Origin of the sequence: Nonomuraea sp. NPDC049646, assembly GCF_044465525.1 — a bacterium.
Taxonomy (GTDB): Bacteria; Actinomycetota; Actinomycetes; order Streptosporangiales; family Streptosporangiaceae; genus Nonomuraea.
The window spans coordinates 307,676-324,811 of sequence record NZ_JBITLU010000007.1 but is presented as its reverse complement, the minus strand read 5'-3'; the positions used below and the strand labels follow the sequence as shown (position 1 = coordinate 324,811).

16 protein-coding genes and 1 riboswitch are annotated in these 17,136 nt (G+C 71.5%); of the genes, 15 read left to right on the top strand and 1 reads right to left on the bottom strand.

Translation table 11 applies throughout. From position 1 onward, the window contains the following. The first annotated feature begins 1,129 nt into the window (after positions 1-1,129). The 15 genes from ACIBQ8_RS22760 to ACIBQ8_RS22690 all read left to right on the top strand — a co-directional run bounded on the left by ACIBQ8_RS22760 (position 1,130) and on the right by ACIBQ8_RS22690 (position 16,181). Positions 1,130-2,107 (top strand): ABC transporter permease, encoded by a 978-nt coding sequence (locus ACIBQ8_RS22760; protein WP_397171303.1) that lies wholly within the window; start codon positions 1,130-1,132, stop codon positions 2,105-2,107. Next, positions 2,108-2,947 carry an ABC transporter permease gene (locus tag ACIBQ8_RS22755; protein WP_397171305.1) on the top strand — a complete coding sequence of 280 codons (840 nt, stop codon included), beginning with the start codon at positions 2,108-2,110 and terminating at the stop codon, positions 2,945-2,947. Continuing rightward, a complete protein-coding gene (locus tag ACIBQ8_RS22750) occupies positions 2,944-5,013 on the top strand; it encodes a dipeptide ABC transporter ATP-binding protein (protein ID WP_397171307.1) in 2,070 nt (689 codons plus the stop codon). The genes ACIBQ8_RS22755 and ACIBQ8_RS22750 overlap by 4 nt, the downstream gene beginning before the upstream one ends. After that, positions 5,010-6,719, top strand: a complete 1,710-nt coding sequence (locus ACIBQ8_RS22745; RefSeq protein WP_397171309.1) for an ABC transporter family substrate-binding protein — start codon at positions 5,010-5,012, stop codon at positions 6,717-6,719. Before ACIBQ8_RS22750 ends, ACIBQ8_RS22745 begins: the two co-directional genes overlap by 4 nt. A gap of 88 nt (positions 6,720-6,807) precedes the next feature. After that, positions 6,808-7,620: an oxygenase MpaB family protein gene (locus ACIBQ8_RS22740; protein ID WP_397171311.1), complete on the top strand. Its 813-nt coding sequence runs from the start codon at positions 6,808-6,810 to the stop codon at positions 7,618-7,620. 77 nt (positions 7,621-7,697) lie between these two features. Beyond that, positions 7,698-7,828: riboswitch (FMN riboswitch) on the top strand. Positions 7,829-7,933: 105 nt separating this feature from the next. Further along, positions 7,934-9,106 (top strand): bifunctional diaminohydroxyphosphoribosylaminopyrimidine deaminase/5-amino-6-(5-phosphoribosylamino)uracil reductase RibD, encoded by a 1,173-nt coding sequence (ribD, locus tag ACIBQ8_RS22735; RefSeq protein ID WP_397192903.1) that lies wholly within the window; start codon positions 7,934-7,936, stop codon positions 9,104-9,106. Continuing rightward, positions 9,106-9,708: a riboflavin synthase gene (locus ACIBQ8_RS22730; protein WP_397171314.1), complete on the top strand. Its 603-nt coding sequence runs from the start codon at positions 9,106-9,108 to the stop codon at positions 9,706-9,708. The genes ribD and ACIBQ8_RS22730 overlap by 1 nt, the downstream gene beginning before the upstream one ends. Then, positions 9,705-10,349 (top strand): nicotinamide riboside transporter PnuC, encoded by a 645-nt coding sequence (gene pnuC / locus ACIBQ8_RS22725; RefSeq protein WP_397171316.1) that lies wholly within the window; start codon positions 9,705-9,707, stop codon positions 10,347-10,349. Before ACIBQ8_RS22730 ends, pnuC begins: the two co-directional genes overlap by 4 nt. Next, positions 10,346-11,587 carry a bifunctional 3,4-dihydroxy-2-butanone-4-phosphate synthase/GTP cyclohydrolase II gene (locus tag ACIBQ8_RS22720; protein WP_397171318.1) on the top strand — a complete coding sequence of 414 codons (1,242 nt, stop codon included), beginning with the start codon at positions 10,346-10,348 and terminating at the stop codon, positions 11,585-11,587. The genes pnuC and ACIBQ8_RS22720 overlap by 4 nt, the downstream gene beginning before the upstream one ends. Next, complete coding sequence (gene ribH / locus ACIBQ8_RS22715; RefSeq protein ID WP_352327123.1) at positions 11,584-12,051, top strand: 6,7-dimethyl-8-ribityllumazine synthase; 468 nt, start codon at positions 11,584-11,586, stop codon at positions 12,049-12,051. The genes ACIBQ8_RS22720 and ribH overlap by 4 nt, the downstream gene beginning before the upstream one ends. Before the next feature lie 19 nt (positions 12,052-12,070). Continuing rightward, positions 12,071-12,529 (top strand): PH domain-containing protein, encoded by a 459-nt coding sequence (locus ACIBQ8_RS22710; protein ID WP_397192902.1) that lies wholly within the window; start codon positions 12,071-12,073, stop codon positions 12,527-12,529. An 84-nt stretch (positions 12,530-12,613) separates the two neighbouring features. Beyond that, positions 12,614-13,480, top strand: coding sequence for an AAA family ATPase (locus ACIBQ8_RS22705; protein WP_397171322.1), 867 nt, complete (start codon positions 12,614-12,616; stop codon positions 13,478-13,480). Continuing rightward, on the top strand, positions 13,473-14,546 hold the full coding sequence (locus tag ACIBQ8_RS22700; protein ID WP_397171324.1) for a VWA domain-containing protein: 1,074 nt from the start codon (positions 13,473-13,475) through the stop codon (positions 14,544-14,546). The genes ACIBQ8_RS22705 and ACIBQ8_RS22700 overlap by 8 nt, the downstream gene beginning before the upstream one ends. Continuing rightward, entirely contained in the window at positions 14,539-15,630 is a 1,092-nt protein-coding gene (locus ACIBQ8_RS22695; protein ID WP_364331475.1) for an XdhC/CoxI family protein, read from the top strand. Before ACIBQ8_RS22700 ends, ACIBQ8_RS22695 begins: the two co-directional genes overlap by 8 nt. Continuing rightward, positions 15,630-16,181 carry an NTP transferase domain-containing protein gene (locus tag ACIBQ8_RS22690; protein WP_397192994.1) on the top strand — a complete coding sequence of 184 codons (552 nt, stop codon included), beginning with the start codon at positions 15,630-15,632 and terminating at the stop codon, positions 16,179-16,181. The genes ACIBQ8_RS22695 and ACIBQ8_RS22690 overlap by 1 nt, the downstream gene beginning before the upstream one ends. On the opposite strand, the gene ACIBQ8_RS22685 is transcribed toward ACIBQ8_RS22690, so the two are convergent. Further along, complete coding sequence (locus tag ACIBQ8_RS22685; RefSeq protein WP_397171327.1) at positions 16,178-17,065, bottom strand: endonuclease/exonuclease/phosphatase family protein; 888 nt, start codon at positions 17,063-17,065, stop codon at positions 16,178-16,180. The genes ACIBQ8_RS22690 and ACIBQ8_RS22685 overlap by 4 nt on opposite strands. Positions 17,066-17,136: the final 71 nt, after the last annotated feature.

Here is a 17,136-nt window from a genome sequence, read left to right as displayed (position 1 = left end):
GCTCGCCTGCGGTTCCCCGGCGCTCGCCTGCGGTTCCCCGGTACTCGCCTGCGGTTCCCTGGCGCTCGCCTGCGGTTCCCCGGTACTCGCCTGCGGTTCCCTGGCGCTCGCCTGCGGTTCCCCGGCGCTCGCCTGCGGTTCCCCGGCGCTCGCCTGCGGTTCCCCGCCACTCGCCTACGGTTCCCCGGCGCTCGCCGACCGTTCGCCGCCACCCGCTCCACCCTTGCCCGTGTTCCCGCTGTCCCTTCCCGCCACGGGCGTGCCCCGCGCGCTCCCGTGACTCCTCCACCCTCCGTGAGGCGCGCACTACAGTCCTGCCGCCGCGCCTCGGTGTGCTGGGTGCGCGCCCACTGGGGTGCGGCTCACTGAAGGTGCGGGTCCAGGGGAGTGCAGGCCCACTGAGGGTGCAGGCTCACCCGGGGTGCAGGCCCGCTCGGGTGCGGGCTCAGGGAAGCGCAGGTCCGCTCGGGTGCAAGCCCCCGGGGGTGTGGGGCTCACTGGGGTGTGGCCCTGCTGGAGGCGCGGGGCTGGGGGAGTGGGCCTGCTGGAGGCGGGGCTCGCTATGTGGCCCGCTGGAAGTGCGCCGCCTACTTGGAGCCGGGGTGGGTGGCGGGGCCGGTTTGGGCGGAGGCGGGGGTGGGGCCGGGTGGGGTGGTGAGCGGAGCGTGAGCGTGGGGGGAAGGGCCCGGGGACGGCTTCGGGCGGGCGGGAGCGTGCCCTCCGACGGAGCCGCCTCGACCACCCGCGTGAGATCAAAAGCCGCGACGTCGCGAAATATCAATCCCCAACCTATTGATCAGTATGACGTGCGTCACTTTGAGATTGGGTTATTTTTTGTCAGGATTCTGTGACATACGCTGATCCGATAGCGCCGGTTACCGATCTTGGTAACGCGTATTTCCCCAGGTCAACCCCCATGTAGGACCATGACCGACGGCAGCCCCCCACCATGCTTAGTGACCTTACCGTTATGTCGAACTATTGCTGACTGTGATGTTTGGCTAGATATCCTGCGTTTTGATCGCCGTTCCGCGTCATGACTTTTCGCGGCGTAAGACGGTCTTTTTCCATTGCGGGGGTCTTCTCCTACCGGGGTTTCCGGGCCCTCGTTCAGTGCGAACGGAGGGTAATGGGCAAGTACCTGCTCCGCAGGTTGGCGATCAATCTGATCTTGGTCGCGATCGCGGCCAGCTTGGCTTACATGCTCGCCGCGACGACCATGAACCCCCGCGGCGCGTACGAAGGCCGCCAGCCTCCCGTCGCCGAGGAAGTCATCGACGCCACCCTCGACAGCTACAACCTCAACGACAAGACGCCCGTCCTGGAGCGCTACGCGACCTGGGCCAAGGGCGTCGTCACGGGTGACTTCGGCAAGACCTGGAACGGCGGTTCGGTCAACGACGAGATGGGCCGGCGGATCTTCGTCAGCCTCCGGCTGCTGCTGGTGGGCACGATCGTCGGGTTCGTCCTGGGAGTGGCGCTCGGCGCGCTGTCGGCGGTCAAGCAGTATCGGATAACCGACCGGGCGATCGGGGTCGGCTCGTTCGTGATCATGGCGGTGCCGGTGTTCGTGCTGGCCACGCTGCTCGCGATCGCCGCCTACAACCTCAACCGCGGGCTCGGCTTCACGCTGATCGAGTTCACCGGCGAGTACAACCCCAAGCTGTCCGGCTGGGACCAGTTCGCCAACAGGCTGAACCACCTGATCCTGCCGACCATCTCGCTCAGCCTGGGCTCGATCGCCTTCTACAGCCGCATCCAGCGCAACATGATGCTGGACGTGCTCGGCCAGGACTTCGTCCGCACCGCGATGGCCAAGGGCCTGCGGCGCAGGACGGCCCTGATCAAGCACGCGCTGCGCACCGCGCTGATCCCCGCGGCCACGTACTTCGCCTTCGCCTTCGGCACGATGCTCACCGGCGCCACCTTCACCGAGAAGATCTTCGCCTGGAACGGCATGGGCGCCTGGCTGGTCGACTCGATCAACCAGAACGACGTGAACTCGGTGGCCGCGGTCAGCATGTTCGCCTCCGTCTGCGTCCTGTTCGCCGGCTTCCTGTCGGACCTGCTGGTGGCGGCCCTCGACCCTCGAGTGCGGGTGAGCTAAGTGCGTTCCAAGGTTGTTCTCGGGCGGATGCTGCGCAACCGGCAGGCCCGCTACGGCTTCATCGCCCTCCTGCTGCTGGTGGCGCTGGCCTACATCGGCCCCTCCTTCGGCGCCTACGACTGGAGGGACAAGGACTTCCTCGCCTTCCTGTCGGGCCCCTCGTCCGACCACTGGTGGGGCACCACCTCGATCGGCCAGGACATGTACGCCGTCACCCTGCGCGGCATGCAGAAGTCGATCATCATCGGCCTGCTCGTGGCGCTCATCTCGACCGGCCTGGCCGCGATGGTCGGCGCCTTCGCCGGGTACTTCGGCGGCTGGGTGGACCGCGTCCTCATGTGGGGCGTCGACCTGCTCCTCGTGCTGCCCAGCTTCCTGATCATCGCGATCGCCTCGCCTCGCCTGCGCGGCGCCTCCTGGCTCTGGTTCGTGGTCCTGCTGGCGGCGTTCGCCTGGATGATCACCTCCAGGGTGGTGCGCAGCATGACGCTCTCGCTCCGTGAGCGCGAGTACGTGCAGGCGGCCGTCTACATGGGCATCCCCCGCTGGAAGATCATTTTTCGGCACATCGTGCCGAACCTGTCCTCCTTGCTGATCATCGACGCCACCCTCAACGTGAGTGGCGCGGTCATCGGCGAGGCCGCGCTGTCCTTCTTCGGCTTCGGCATCCAGCCGCCCGACGTCTCGCTCGGCACGCTGATCGCCGAGGGCTCCCGCAACGCCACCGGCTACCCCTGGCTGTTCGCCTTCCCCGCCGGGCTCCTGGTGCTGCTGGTCCTGAGCATCAACCTCATCGGAGACGGCCTGCGCGACGCACTCGACCCGGGGAGCAACTCATGAGCATCCTGGAGGTACGCGACCTCACCGTGACGTTCCCCGGCGGCATCGAGGCCGTGCGCGGCGTCAGCTACGACGTCGCCCGCGGCGAGGTCCTGGGCATCGTGGGCGAGTCCGGTTCGGGCAAGTCCGTCACGTCCCTGGCGATCATGGGCCTGCTGCCGCGCAACGCCCAGATCAGCGGCTCGGTCAAGCTCCACGGCCAGGAGCTGATCGGGATGAAGGAAGACGACCTGGTCAAGGTCCGCGGCAAGTCGATGAGCATGATCTTCCAGGATCCGCTGTCGGCCTTCACGCCCGTGTACACGATCGGCGACCAGATCTCCGAGGCGCTGCGCGTCCACCAGAAGCTGGGCAAGGACAAGGCCGCCAAGCGCGCCGTCGAGCTGCTCGACCTGGTCGGCATCCCGCACCCGGACGTCCGGGCCAAGGCGTTCCCGCACGAGTTCTCCGGCGGCATGCGCCAGCGCGCGATGATCGCGATGGCCATCGCCAACGACCCCGACCTGCTGATCTGCGACGAGCCGACCACCGCGCTCGACGTGACCATCCAGGCCCAGGTGCTGGAGGTGCTCAAGACCGCCCAGCGCGAGACGGGCGCCGGCATCGTCATGATCACGCACGACCTGGGCGTCGTCGCGGGCATGGCCGACCGGGTGCTGGTCATGTACGCCGGCAAGCCGGTCGAGCAGGGCAACGTCGACGACATCTACTACCGGCCGCGGATGCCGTACACGATGGGACTGCTCGCCTCGATCCCCAGGATCGACGGCGAGGAGGGGCCGCTGGTGCCGATCGAGGGCAACCCGCCCTCCCCGGCGGCGCTGCCGCCGGGCTGCCCGTTCGCGCCGCGCTGCCCGATGAAGATCGACTCGTGCGACGACGAGGAGCCCCCGCTCACCGACGTCGGCGGCGGCAGGCACGTCGCCTGCATCCGCTCCCGCGAGATCGAGTACAAGGGCCTGACCGGCACGGACGTGTTCCCGGTCCCGGTCATCCCGGTCAGCGAGGTGGTCCGCGTGCCGCGCGAGCAGCGCGCGACCGTGCTGGAGCTGGACAACCTCATCCGGCACTACCCGCTGATGAAGGGCGCGGTGTTCAAGCGCCGCGTCGGCACCGTGCACGCCGTGGACGGCATCAGCTTCGACATCGCCGAGGGCGAGACGCTGGCCCTGGTCGGCGAGTCGGGCTGCGGCAAGACCACGACCCTGCAGCAGATCATGCAGCTCGCCCCGCCGCAGAGCGGCCGGATCGTCGTGCTCGGCCAGGACAGCGCCAAGCTCGGCCCGTCCGGGCGCAAGGCGCTCAGGGGCGACCTGCAGATCGTCTTCCAGGACCCGATGGCGGCGCTCGACCCGCGCATGCCGGTCGGCGACATCATCGCCGAGCCGCTGCGCGCCCACGGGCGCAAGAACGTCAACCAGCGGGTCGCCGAGCTGCTCGAACTGGTGGGCCTGGCGCCCGAGTACGCCGAGCGCTACCCGCAGAGCTTCTCCGGCGGCCAGCGCCAGCGCATCGGCATCGCCCGCGCGCTGGCCCTGGAGCCCAAGCTGCTCGTCCTGGACGAGCCGGTCTCGGCACTGGACGTGTCCATCCAGGCCGGCGTCATCAACCTGCTGGACGAGCTGAAGAACACCCTGGGGCTGTCGTACCTGTTCGTGGCGCACGACCTGGCCGTGGTCCGGCATCTCGCCGACCGCGTCGCGGTCATGTACCTCGGCAGGATCGCCGAGATCGGCACGGTCGAGGAGGTCTACGAACGCCCCGCGCACCCCTACACGCAGGCGCTGCTGTCAGCGATCCCGCTGCCCGACCCCGACATGGAGCGCACGCGCAAGCGGATCCTGCTCGAAGGCGACCTGCCCAGCCCGGCCGACCCGCCATCGGGTTGCCGGTTCCGCACGCGCTGCCCCAAGTTCGCCCTCCTCACCGAGGCCGAACGCCGGCGCTGCGTGGACGAAGAGCCCTCGGTTGCCCGGCTCGCGACCGCCGTGGACCACGGCGCCGCCTGCCACTACGCGGAGGAAGTCGAGGTCATCACGGCCTCGGACGATCAGGAGGAAAAGTGAAGGTTCGTTACCGGGCGGCGGCGGGTATCGCCGTCCTCGCCATGGCCGCGGCGGCTTGTGGCGGTGGTGGCGGCGAGGCCAAGAAGCCGAGCGCCGAGCAGTCGCAGCAGGCTCAGCAGCAGATGTCGGAGCTGCCGGGCATCTCGATCAACCCCGTCCCGTACGAGCAGGTCAAGGACGGCGGCACGCTCACCCTGGCGGTCGGCCAGTGGCCGAGCCAGTGGAACGGCAACCACGTCGACGGCAACCAGCTGGACACGGCGGACATGCTCGACTCGCTGATGCCGATGTTGATGGTCGCCGACTCCCAGGCCAACTTCAAGGCGAACCCCGACTACCTCACCGACGTCAAGATGGACCTGTCGTCGGGCAAGCAGGTCGTCACCTACACGCTGAACGAGAAGGCCCAGTGGTCGGACGGCACGCCGATCACCTGGAAGGACCTCGAGGCGGCGTGGAAGGCCAACAGCGGCAAGAACAAGAAGTTCAAGCCGGCCTCCACCGACGGCTGGGACCGCATCGAGTCGGTCACCAAGGGTGACTCCGACAAGGTCGCCATCGTGACCTACGGCAAGAACTACCCCGAGTGGCAGGGCCAGTTCTCCCGTTCGCCGCACCTCTACCCGGCCTCCCACATGGAGACCCCGGAGAAGTACGAGAAGGACTACCTGCAGAAGATCCCGGTCACCGCCGGGCCCTTCAAGGTCGAGAGCATCAACGAGGGCACCAAGACCCTCACCGTGGTGCGCGACGACAAGTGGTGGGGCCGCAAGCCCAAGCTCGACAAGGTCATCTACCGGACCATCGAGACGCCCGCCGCGCAGGTCAACGCCTTCGCCAACGACGAGCTGGACGCGGTGGAGATCCCGCCGGGCAGCCCGGCCGACCTCAAGCGGGCCAAGGAAGTCCCGAACGTGGACATCCGCAAGTCGCTCAGCCCGAACTGGCGGCACATCACCGTCAACAACCAGAGCGAGTTCCTGAAGGACAAGTCGGTCCGCCAGGCCGTCGCGTACGCGATCAACCGTGACGTGATCACCCAGTCCGACCTCAAGGACATGGAGTGGCCGCTGCAGACGCTGGGCAACCACGTCTTCATGAACAACCACAAGGCGTACGTCGACAACTCCGGCGAGCTGGGCAAGTACAACCTGCCCAAGGCCAAGGAGCTGCTCGACGCGGCCGGCTGGAAGCAGGAGGGCGACGTCCGCAAGAAGGACGGCAAGGAGTTCTCGCTGAGCTTCGTCGTCCCGGCGGGCGTGCCGTACGCCAAGACCGAGGGCGAGCTCACCCAGGCCATGCTCAAGGAGGCCGGGATCAAGCTGACGATCCGCCCGGTCCCCGATGACAAGTTCTTCACCGACTACATCATCAAGGGCGACTTCGACCTGGTGCCGTTCTCCTGGATCGGCACGCCGCTGCCCCTCGGCGGCCTGCCGCAGATCTACAAGACCGGCTCCGAGTCGAACTTCCCCAAGGGCAGCGACCCGGCGCTGGACGCCGCGATCGACGCCGCCGTCGGTGAGATGGACCAGACCAAGGCCTACGAGCTGGCCAACGCCGCCGACAAGCTGATCTGGGACCAGGTGCACACCATCCCGCTGTACCAGCGTCCGGCCATCCAGGCGACCAAGAAGACGCTGGCCAACTTCGGCACCTTCGGGTACCAGGCCCGTGACTACACGGCGATCGGCTTCACCGGCTGATCTCCGTAGCCTTGACGAAAGCCCCCGGCCGGTTCCCGGCCGGGGGTTTTCGGCATGCTTCGCCACCTATCGGGGTAACTGTTCACTTATGGACGACGACTATGGGATCTTCGGCCCCGAGTCGGTGACCTGGCGGGTGATGGGGGAGCCGATCCAGCTCGTCGGCGGCTTCCGGGCGCTGCTGATGCAGGGGCTGCACCCCAGGGCGATGCGCGGCGTGCTGCAGAACTCGGCGCTGCTCGACCCGGCCGAGGCGTGGTCGCGCTTCCTGCGGACCAGCGAGTTCGTCCGGGTGCGCACGTACGGCACCCGCGCGGAGGTGGAGCGGGCCGGCCGCCGGGTGCGCAAGATCCACGCCACGCTGACCGCCCGCGACCCCGACACCGGCGAGACCTACCACCTCGACGACCCCGAAGCGCTGCGCTGGGTGCACGTCGGCGAGGTCGACTCCTACCTGACGGTGGCCCGCCGCGCCGGCGTGCGGCTGTCCGACGCCGACGCCGACCGGTTCGTCGCCGAGTGGCGGCGCGCCGCCGAGGTCGTGGGCCTGAGCGCGGAGGACGTGCCGGGCTCGGTGGCCGAGCTGCGCGGCTACATCGACGGCCGGCGTCCCGAACTGCGGCTGGTGCCCGAGGCGGCCCATCCGCTGCGGCTGTCGCTGCACACGCCGCTGCCCGGCGCGCTGTCCGCGCTGCGGCCCGCCGTGCCCGCGCTGACCGTGCTGGCGCTGGCCACGCTGCCGCGCTGGGCCCGCCGCCTGTACGGCCTGCCCGCCACGCCCGTCGGCGACCTGTGGGCCTCGGCCACGCTGCGCGCCCTGCACACCGGCATCGGCCTGGTCCCCGAGCAGGTCCGCTACGCGCCCTCGGCCCGCCGGGCGCGCAAGCTGATGGCCGCCTGAGCGAGCGCTTGTTCAAATAGCACGGGGGCGGTCGCGCTTTCCGTAATCGGCATGGCAAACTGGTACAAGAAGAGAGCTAGCGTGCTCCGGGGTCGGTGAAAGTCCGAACCGGCGGTTACAGTCCGCGACCCGGCCGATGCCATCGGCCGGTTGACCTGGTGAAATTCCAGGACCGACGGTTAAAGTCCGGATGGGAGGAAGCGCGCGAGGTGTCCGGCGTCCCAGCCGGGCGCCTGACGTGGTGCCGTGCCGGCACCCGAAAACCCCCCGGGGCCCGCCGTGGCTTGAAGCTACTGGCGAGTAGGAGACCCGGGTGGACATCTCAGCCGCCGACGCCGCGCACATGGCGCGCGCCGTCGAGCTGGCCGCGCGCGGACACGGCGGCACCAGCCCCAACCCCGTCGTCGGCTGCGTCGTGCTGTCGGCCGCCGGGCAGGTCGCCGGCGAGGGCTTCCACGCGTACGCGGGCGGGCCGCACGCCGAGGTCGTGGCGCTGGCGCAGGCGGGCGAGCGGGCGCGCGGCGGCACGGCGTACGTGACGCTGGAGCCCTGCGACCACACCGGCCGCACCGGGCCGTGCAGCCGGGCGCTGCTCGACGCGGGCGTGGCCCGGGTGGTCGTCGCCGTCACCGACCCCAACCCGAAGGCCGCCGGCGGCGCGGCGCGGCTGCGCGCGGCCGGGGTGAGCGTGACGCAGGGCGTGCTGGCCGAGGCGGCCGAGCGGGTCAACGAGGAATGGCTCACCTACGCCCGGCTCGGCAGGCCGCACGTGACCTGGAAGTTCGCCGCGACCCTCGACGGCAGGTCGGCCGCCGCCGACGGCACCAGCCAGTGGATCACCTCGCCCCAGGCGCGGGCCGACGTGCACCGGCTGCGCGCCGCCTGCGACGCGATCGTGGCCGGGATCGGCACCGTGCTGGCCGACGACCCCCACCTCACCGTCCGCCTGCCGGAGAACGCCGGGGCGGACGCGGGGGAGGGCGACGCGGGGGCGCTGCTGGCCGGGAGCCCGCCGCTGGCCGGCCGGCCCCTGGGCGCCCGCCCGCCGCTGCGGGTCGTCGTGGACACCGAGGGCAGGACGCCGCCCGCGGCCCGCGTCCTCGACGACGAGGCCCCCACGCTGGTCGCCGTCGCCGACGACGCCGTGACGGAGCTCAAGACCGGCCTGCTGCGCCTGCCCCGGCACGCGGACGGCGGCCTCGACCTGCACGCCCTCCTGCGCGAGCTGGCCGCCCGCGAGGTGGTCGGCGTGTTCCTGGAAGGCGGCCCCACCCTCGCCGGCGCGTTCCTGCGGCAGGGCCTCATCGACCGCGTGATCGCCTACCTCGCCCCCGCCCTCCTCGGCGAGGGCAGGGCCGCGCTCGGCCCGGCGGGCGTCGGCACGATCAGCGGCGCCCACCGCCTCACCTTCGACGAGTTTTCCCCCATCGGGCCGGATCTGCGGCTGACCGCGCGGCCCGCTCCGCATCAAGGCAGGGAGAAGTGATGTTCACCGGAATCATCGAGGAGAAGGGCGAGGTCGTCGCCATCGAGCCGGCGGGCGGGCACGTCGGGGGCGGCGCCCGGCTGTCCGTACGCGGCCCGCTCGTCACCTCCGACGCCGCCCACGGGGACTCGATCGCCGTCAACGGCGTCTGCCTGACGGTCGTCGAGGTCAAGGACGACGTGTTCACCGTCGACGTCATCAGGGAGTCGCTCGACCGCAGCTCGCTCGGCGGCCTCACCGCGGGCTCGGCGGTCAACCTCGAACGGTCCGTACGCGCCGACCAGCGCCTCGGCGGCCACATCGTCCAGGGCCACGTCGACGGCACCGCCCGCCTGCTGTCCCGCGCCCCCGGCGAGAACTGGGACGACCTGCGCTTCTCCCTGCCCGGCCCGCTCAGCCGGTACGTGGCCGAGAAGGGCTCGATCGCCATCGACGGAATCAGCCTGACCGTCACGACGGTTGACGACGACAGCTTCGGCGTGAGCCTCATCCCGACCACGCTGAAGCTGACCACCATGGGCGACCGCCAGGTGGGCGACGTGGTGAACCTTGAGGTCGACGTGATCGCCAAGTATGTGGAGAGGCTGGTGGGCACCCGATGAGCTGGGTGGACGCATCGATTGACATCTTCGGTCTGCCGGTGAAGTGGACCGACCTGGTGGGCAACGTGTTCGCCCTCGCCACGGTGGCGTTCGCGATGCGCAAGTCCATGTGGACCTGGCCGGTGCAGTTCACCGGTTCGGTGCTGCTGTTCCTCGCCTCGATCAGCGCGCACGTCACCGGCAACGCGCTCAAGCAGGCCCTGTTCGCCGTGCTGGCCGTCTACGGGTGGTGGAAGTGGCGGCAGGGCACCCAGGAGCACGCCCTGTCCGTCCGGCCCGCCACGGGCGGCGAGCGGTGGCGGATGCTGGCGGCGCTCGCGGTGGGCACCGCGGTGGTGACGGTGCTGTTCAAGACGTTCGACCTGTCGTGGTACCCGGGCGCGCCGCCGGCCGTCGTGGCCTCCGACGCCTACATCTTCGTCGGCGGCGCGGTCGCCACCTGGGCGCAGGGCCGCGCGCTGGTCGACTTCTGGATCGTCTGGGTGCTGGTCGACCTGGTGGGCGTGCCGGTGGCGTTCAACTCCGGCCTCTACGTCTCCGGCGCCGTCTACGCCGTGTTCTTCGTCATGGTCCTCACGGGCTTCGCCAAGTGGCTGCGCGAGTACCGCGCCGCTCGACCGGAAGTGGTGGCAGCGGCATGAGCGAGTTCAGGCTCGACCCGATCGAGCGGGCCGTCGAGGACATCCGCAACGGCCGTCCCGTCGTGGTCGTGGACGACGAGAACAGGGAGAACGAGGGCGACCTGATCTTCGCCGCCCAGAAGGCCACGCCGGAGCTGTGCACGTTCCTCATCCGGCACACCAGCGGCATGATCTGCGTGGCCATGGACGGCAAGGAGCTCGACCGGCTCGGGCTGCCGCTCATGGTGTCCCAGAACCGCGAGCGCATGCGCACGGCGTACACGATCACCGTGGACGCCCGCGACGGCGTCACCACGGGCATCTCCGCCGCCGACCGCGCCAGGACCATCCGCACCCTCGCCGACTCGGCCACCGAGCCCAACGAGCTGGTCCGGCCCGGCCACATCTTCCCGCTGCGCTACCGCGAGGGCGGCGTGCTGGCCCGGCGCGGCCACACCGAGGCGGCCGTCGACCTGGCCAGGCTCGCCGGGCTGTCGCCCGCCGGGGCGCTGGCCGAGGTGGTCAACGACGACGGCACCATGGCCCGGCTGCCGCAGCTTCGCCGCTTCGCCGACGAGCACGACCTGGCGCTGGTCTCCATCGAGCAGCTCGTCGACCACCGCCGCCGCGCCGAGAGCATGGTCACCAGGGTCGCCGAGACCCGGCTGCCCAACGCGTACGGCATGTGGCGGGCCTACGGCTACTCCAGCGCCCTCGACGGCGGCGAGCACGTCGCGCTCGTCTACGGAGACCTCGGCGGCGGCGAGAACATCCTGGTCAGGGCCCACTCCGAGTGCCTGACCGGCGACGTGTTCGGCTCGCTGCGCTGCGACTGCGGCGTGCAGCTCGACCACGCCATGGGCGCCATCGCGCGGGAGGGCCGGGGCGTCGTCGTCTACCTGCGCGGCCACGAGGGCCGGGGCATCGGCCTGCTGGCCAAGCTCCGGGCCTACAGCCTCCAGGACAACGGCAGCGACACCGTCGACGCCAACGTCGAGCTGGGGCTGCCGGTGGACGCCCGCGAGTTCTCCAACGCCGGGCAGATCCTGGCCGACCTCGGCGTGCGCTCGGTGCGGCTGCTCACCAACAACCCGGCCAAGCTCAAGGGCATGGACGGCTACGGCATCAAGGTGCTCGGCCGCGAGCCCATGCCCGTGGCCCTGAACCCGCACAACGAGCGGTACCTGGAGGCCAAGCGCGAGCGGCTCGGCCACGACATCTCCTCCAGCGTCCCGCACGAGATCTCGGAGGCGTCATGAGTGGAGAAGGCCGTCCCGGAGTGGCCGTGGTGGACGCGGCGGGCCTGGTCGTGGGCGTGGTGGCGGCGAGCTGGCACGCCAAGATCACCGACCAGCTCGTGGCGCGGGCCGTGCAGGCGTGCGACGACAGCGGCGCCACCGCGACCGTGGTCCGCGTGCCCGGCTCGCTGGAGATCCCCGTCGTGGCCCAGGCCCTGGCCCGGCGTTGTGACGCGGTGGTCGCCCTCGGCGCGGTCATCAAGGGCGAGACCGCCCATTTCGACTACGTCTGCGACTCGGTCACCAGCGGGCTGACCCGCGTCTCGCTCGACGAGGAGACGCCCGTCGGCAACGGCGTGCTCACCTGCGAGACGATGGACCAGGCGCTCGACCGCTCGGGGCTGCCGGGCAGCAAGGAGGACAAGGGCTACGAGTCGGCGCTGGCCGCCCTGGAGACCGCACTCCTCCTGAGGGACCTCCACTGACCTGCGGTAGGTTTCCCTCGTGCCCGAGCCCGTGACCCCGCCGCCCCTGCCCGTGACCTGGCGTCCCCGCCGGGGCCGGATCGTGCCCTACGCCTTCGCCCTGGTGGTGGTGGCGGGGGCGGTCCTCATGGCGATCTTCATCGCCGACCCGTTCAAGCTGCCCGACCGGGTGGCGATCGTGGGCTTCGGCCTGGCGGTGGCGTACGTGCTCCACCTGCTGGGCCGGGTCCGGGTGGAGGCCGACGACAAGGGCCTGACCGTCGTCAACGCCCTGCGCGTCCACCGCTACACCTGGCCCGAGGTCATCGACGTGACCCTCCTGGTGGGCGACCCGTGGCCGAAGATCGACTTCTCCGACGGCCGGACCATCGGCGCCATGGGCATCCAGGGCTCGGAGAAGGCCCGCGCCCGCCGGGCCACGGCCGAGCTGGCCGCGCTGATCCGCGCGCGCGGCGAGGCGTCCGAGTCCGGCGACTGAAACCCGATGACGAGGGCGAGCCGATATCGCCGGAGCGGGGTTGCGACGTAGCCTGAAGGCGTGCTGCGGCGGACAATCAGGGCAATGGACATCGAGTCGCCGGACAAGCTCATCGAGCTGCTCGACCGGCACGACTACCTGGCCGACCGGGGGCTGGCCACGGCCGCCTTCCTGGCGCTGCGGATGGGGCGGCCGCTGTTCCTGGAGGGAGAGGCGGGCGTCGGCAAGACCGAGCTGGCCAAGACCCTCGCGACGCTGCTCAAGGCCCCGCTGATCCGGTTGCAGTGCTACGAGGGCCTCGACGCCTCCCAGGCCCTGTACGACTGGGACTTCGCCCGCCAGCTCCTCCACCTCAAGGCCGCCGAGGCCGCCGGGATCACCGACGCGGCCCGGCTGGAGGGGGAGATCTACGACCGCCGCTTCCTGATCGCCCGTCCCCTGCTGAAGGCCGTGGAGACCCAGCCGAGCGTGCTGCTGGTGGACGAGATCGACCGGGCCGACGACGAGTTCGAGGCGTTCCTGCTCGAAGTGCTGTCCGACTTCACCGTCTCCATCCCCGAGCTGGGCACGATCAGGGCCGCCACGCCGCCGGTCGTCCTGGTGACCTCCAACCGCACCCGCGAGGTGCACGACGCGCTCAAGCGGCGCTGCCTCTACCACTGGCTGGAGCACCCGAGCTTCGACCGTGAGGTCGCGATCCTGCTGCGCCGCCTGCCCGGCTGCACCGAGGAGCTGGCCCTGCAGGTGGCGCGGGCGGCCGAGCGGCTGCGCGGGGCCGACCTGGTCAAGCCGCCTGGCGTGGCCGAGACCCTCGACTGGACCGAGGCGCTGCTGACGCTCGGGGCCAGGGAGCTCGACCCCGACCTGGCCGCGGCCACGCTGGGCGCCGCGCTGAAGTACCGCGAGGACGTCGCCGCCGTCCTGGGCGACGGGCTGCTGTCCGGTGGATGAGCCGGTCCGGACCGTGACGGGCTTCGTCAGGACGTTGCGCGCGGCGGGCGTGGACGCCGACCACGAGCGGACGCGGAGCCTGCTGCAGGCCCTCGGCCACCTCGACGCCGGGGACCGGGAGGCGTTCTACTGGGCCGGCCGGCTCACCCTGTGCGCCACGCCCGACGACCTGCCCCGCTACGACCGCTGCTTCGCCGCCTACTTCGGCGGACGGCGGGCGGCGGCGGCCCGTGCCGGGACGACCAGCGTCACCCGGCACCTGGCGGCCGGCGACGGCGAGGAGGCGGGACCGGGCGAGGACGCCGCCGCCCCGGCCACGGCCAGCCGCGCCGAGGTGCTGCGGCACCGGGACGTCGCCCGGCTCACCGAGGCCGAACGGGCCGAGGTGCACCGCATGCTGGCCCTGCTCGGCCGCGGCCGGGCCGCGCGCCGCTCCCGCCGCTTCGAGCGGGCCCACCGGGGCGGGCTGGACCGGCGCCGTACCGTGCGCGAGGCGCTGCGCACCGGCGAGGTGGCCCGGCTCCGCCGCCGCAGGCACACGACCAGGCCCCGGCAGGTGGTGCTGTTCGTGGACGTCAGCGGGTCGATGGCCCCCTACGCCGAGACCCTGCTGCGCTTCGCCCACGCGCTGGTCAGGAGCGAGCCGCGGGCCACGAGGGTCTACTCGGTCGGCACCCGGCTCACCGAGGTCACCGCCGAGCTGCGCCACCGCGACCCCGGCACGGCGCTGAACGCGGCGTCCGCGGCCATCCCCGACTGGAGCGGCGGGACCCGGCTCGGAGAGGAGTTCAAGGAGTACCTGACCCGGCACAGCGCCCGGGGGGCGATCGTGGTCATCGCCTCCGACGGCTGGGAACGCGGTGACCCCGCGCTGCTGGGCGCCCAGCTCGCCAGGCTGGCCCGGCAGGCGTACCGGCTCATCTGGGTCAATCCGCACAAGGGATATGAGGATTACCAGCCGCTGACCGGAGGCATGCGGGCCGCCCTGCCGCATCTGGACGATCTGGTGGCCGGGCACAGCCTGGCCGCCTACGAGGAACTCAGCGAAAGGCTCGCCCATGCGTGACGTGCTCCCGGAGATCATGCGGTGGTGGAGGTCGGGGCTCAGGTTCGGGCTGGCGACCGTGGTGAGCACGTTCAGCAGCGCGCCACGCCCGCCGGGCGCGGCGATGGCGGTGCGCGGCGACGAGGTGGTGGGCAGCGTCTCGGGCGGGTGCGTCGAGGGGGCGGTCTTCGAGCTGGCCTCCGAGGCCGACGCGCCCGTCCTGCAGCGGTACGGCGTCAGCGACGACGACGCCTTCGCCGTCGGGCTGACCTGCGGCGGCATCATCGACATCCTGGTCGAGCCGGTCTCCATCGAGACCTTCCCGGAGCTGGGCGAGATCTTCGCCTCGGTCGAGGCGCACCAGCCGGTCGCGGTCGCCACCATCGTCGCCGGCCCCGGCCCGATCGGCGCCCGCCGGATCGTCTGGCCCGGCCGCTCGTCGGGCACCCTGGGCCTCGACCGCCTCGACGAGGCCGTGGACGACGACGCCCGCGGCATGCTCGCCCAGGGCCTGACCGGCATCAGGCACTACGGCGGGCACGGCGAGCGGCGGCTGGACGACCTGTCGGTGTTCGTCCAGTCGTTCGCGCCGCCGCCGCGCATGCTGGTCTTCGGCGCGATCGACTTCGCCGCGGCCGTCGCCAAGGTGGGCAAGTTCCTCGGCTACCACGTCACCGTCTGCGACGCCCGGCCGGTCTTCGCCACCGCCAAGCGGTTCCCCGAGGCCGACGAGGTGGTGGTCAAGTGGCCGCACGACTACCTGGCCTCGGTGCAGGTGGACGAGCGCACGGTGATCTGCGTGCTGACCCACGACCCCAAGTTCGACGTGCCGCTGCTGGAGGTGGCGCTGCGGACCGAGGCGGGCTACATCGGGGCCATGGGCTCGCGCCGTACGCACGAGGACCGGCTGGCCCGCCTGCGCGAGTCGGGGCTCACCGAGGCCGAGCTGGCCCGGCTGAGATCGCCCATCGGCCTCGACCTGGGCGCCCGCACGCCGGAGGAGACGGCCGTGTCGATCGCCGCCGAGCTGATCCAGCTCCGGTGGGGCGGCTCGGGCCGGCCGCTGTCGCAGACGGGCGGGCGCATCCACGGGGAGCCGGCGTGATCGCCGGGCTGCTGCTCGCCGCGGGGGAGGGCGCCCGGCTGGGCACGCCCAAGGCGCTCGTGGAGTTCGGCGGCGAACGGCTGGTCGACCGCGGGGTGCGCCTGCTGGCGGAGGGCGGCTGCCGTCCGGTGGTGGTCGTGCTGGGCGCGGCGACCGTGCAGGTGCGCGGGGCGGTCAGCGTGCGCAACCCGGACTGGCGCACCGGCATGGGCTCCTCGCTGCGGGCCGGGCTGGCCGCGCTGCCGCCGGAGGCGACGGCCGTGGTGGTCGCGCTGGTGGACCAGCCCCTCGTCCGGGCGGGCGCGGTGCGGGCGCTGGCCGCGTCGGGGGCCGGGCTGGCGGTGGCCACGTACGGCGGACGGCGGGGAAACCCGGTGCTGATCGCGCGCGAGCACTTCGCCGGGGTGGCGGAGCTGGCCGTGGGCGACGTGGGGGCGCGGGCGTTCATGAAGGCGCATCCCGGGCTGGTCACCGAGGTCGCCTGCGACGAGCACGGCGACCCGGCCGACATCGACACGCCGCAGGACCTGGAGCTGCTGGAAGGCCGCTAGAAACGCAGCGAGGCGATCGCCGCGCGGTGGTCGCTGCCGGTGGCCGGGGCCACCCCCGCCTTGGTCGCCGTCATGCCCCTGAACAGGATGTGGTCGGGCCGGGTGATCGGGAACTCGGCCGGCCAGGTGAAGCCGAACCCGTCGCCGGCCACGCTCTGGGCGTCGGTCAGCGGCGGGGTCAGGCCGCGCATGCCGCGGTCGGTGGTGGCGGTGTTGAGGTCGCCGAGCAGCAGGACGCGCTTGCTGGGGTCGGCGTCGACGAGCCGGCGGGCGTGGGCCAGGGAGGCGTCGCGGGAGGCGGTGTGGCCGGGCCTGGCCGAGGCCAGGTGCATGACGTAGACGGTGACCTTGCCCTTGGGGGTGGTCACCACCGCGCGCAGCGCCCGCGGCCAGCCCATGCCGACGTCGAGGGGGCTGGTCTCGCTGATCGGGTAGCGGCTCCACAGGCCGACCGTGCTGACCGGGTAGTGGTAGCGGAACATCTTGTTGAGCTGCTTGGCCGCGGGGCCGCCGGGGGTCAGCTCCTGGGCGGCCAGCAGGTCGAGCTCTTCGGCGATGGCCTTGACCGCCTCACCGGAGGCGCTGTTGCGCACGCCGACGTTGACCGTGCCGACGGCCAGGTCGCTGGGGCCGCCGGGCGGCGCGGCCAGCAGCGTGGAGCCGAACATCGCCGCCCACACCAGGCCGGGCGCCAGCGCCGCGAGCGCGGCCGCCCTGGAACGCGCCAGCAGGGCGAGAAGCAGCAGCAGCGGCACCGCCACCCCCATCCAGGGGAGCAGGCTCTCCAGGACCGGGGTGAACCCGCCGAGCGACGGGATCAGCGAATGACCCGCCAGGGCCAGGGCGACCACTGCGGAGGCGATGACGACGACCCGGCTCAGCACCCGAACCAGGCTAGTGCTTCGCCGCGCGACACGCCGACACGCTAACCTGTTGACGTCGCAACGGAACAACA

Excerpts from the sequence above, each read along its gene's own strand:
- ACIBQ8_RS22760 (WP_397171303.1), top strand. The coding sequence starts at position 1,130 with ATGGGCAAGTACCTGCTCCGCAGGTTGGCGATCAATCTGATCTTGGTC.
- ACIBQ8_RS22750 (WP_397171307.1), top strand. The coding sequence starts at position 2,944 with ATGAGCATCCTGGAGGTACGCGACCTCACCGTGACGTTCCCCGGCGGC.
- ACIBQ8_RS22740 (WP_397171311.1), top strand. The coding sequence starts at position 6,808 with ATGGACGACGACTATGGGATCTTCGGCCCCGAGTCGGTGACCTGGCGG.
- ACIBQ8_RS22730 (WP_397171314.1), top strand. The coding sequence starts at position 9,106 with ATGTTCACCGGAATCATCGAGGAGAAGGGCGAGGTCGTCGCCATCGAG.
- pnuC (WP_397171316.1), top strand. The coding sequence starts at position 9,705 with ATGAGCTGGGTGGACGCATCGATTGACATCTTCGGTCTGCCGGTGAAG.
- ACIBQ8_RS22720 (WP_397171318.1), top strand. The coding sequence starts at position 10,346 with ATGAGCGAGTTCAGGCTCGACCCGATCGAGCGGGCCGTCGAGGACATC.
- ribH (WP_352327123.1), top strand. The coding sequence starts at position 11,584 with ATGAGTGGAGAAGGCCGTCCCGGAGTGGCCGTGGTGGACGCGGCGGGC.
- ACIBQ8_RS22705 (WP_397171322.1), top strand. The coding sequence starts at position 12,614 with ATGGACATCGAGTCGCCGGACAAGCTCATCGAGCTGCTCGACCGGCAC.
- ACIBQ8_RS22695 (WP_364331475.1), top strand. The coding sequence starts at position 14,539 with ATGCGTGACGTGCTCCCGGAGATCATGCGGTGGTGGAGGTCGGGGCTC.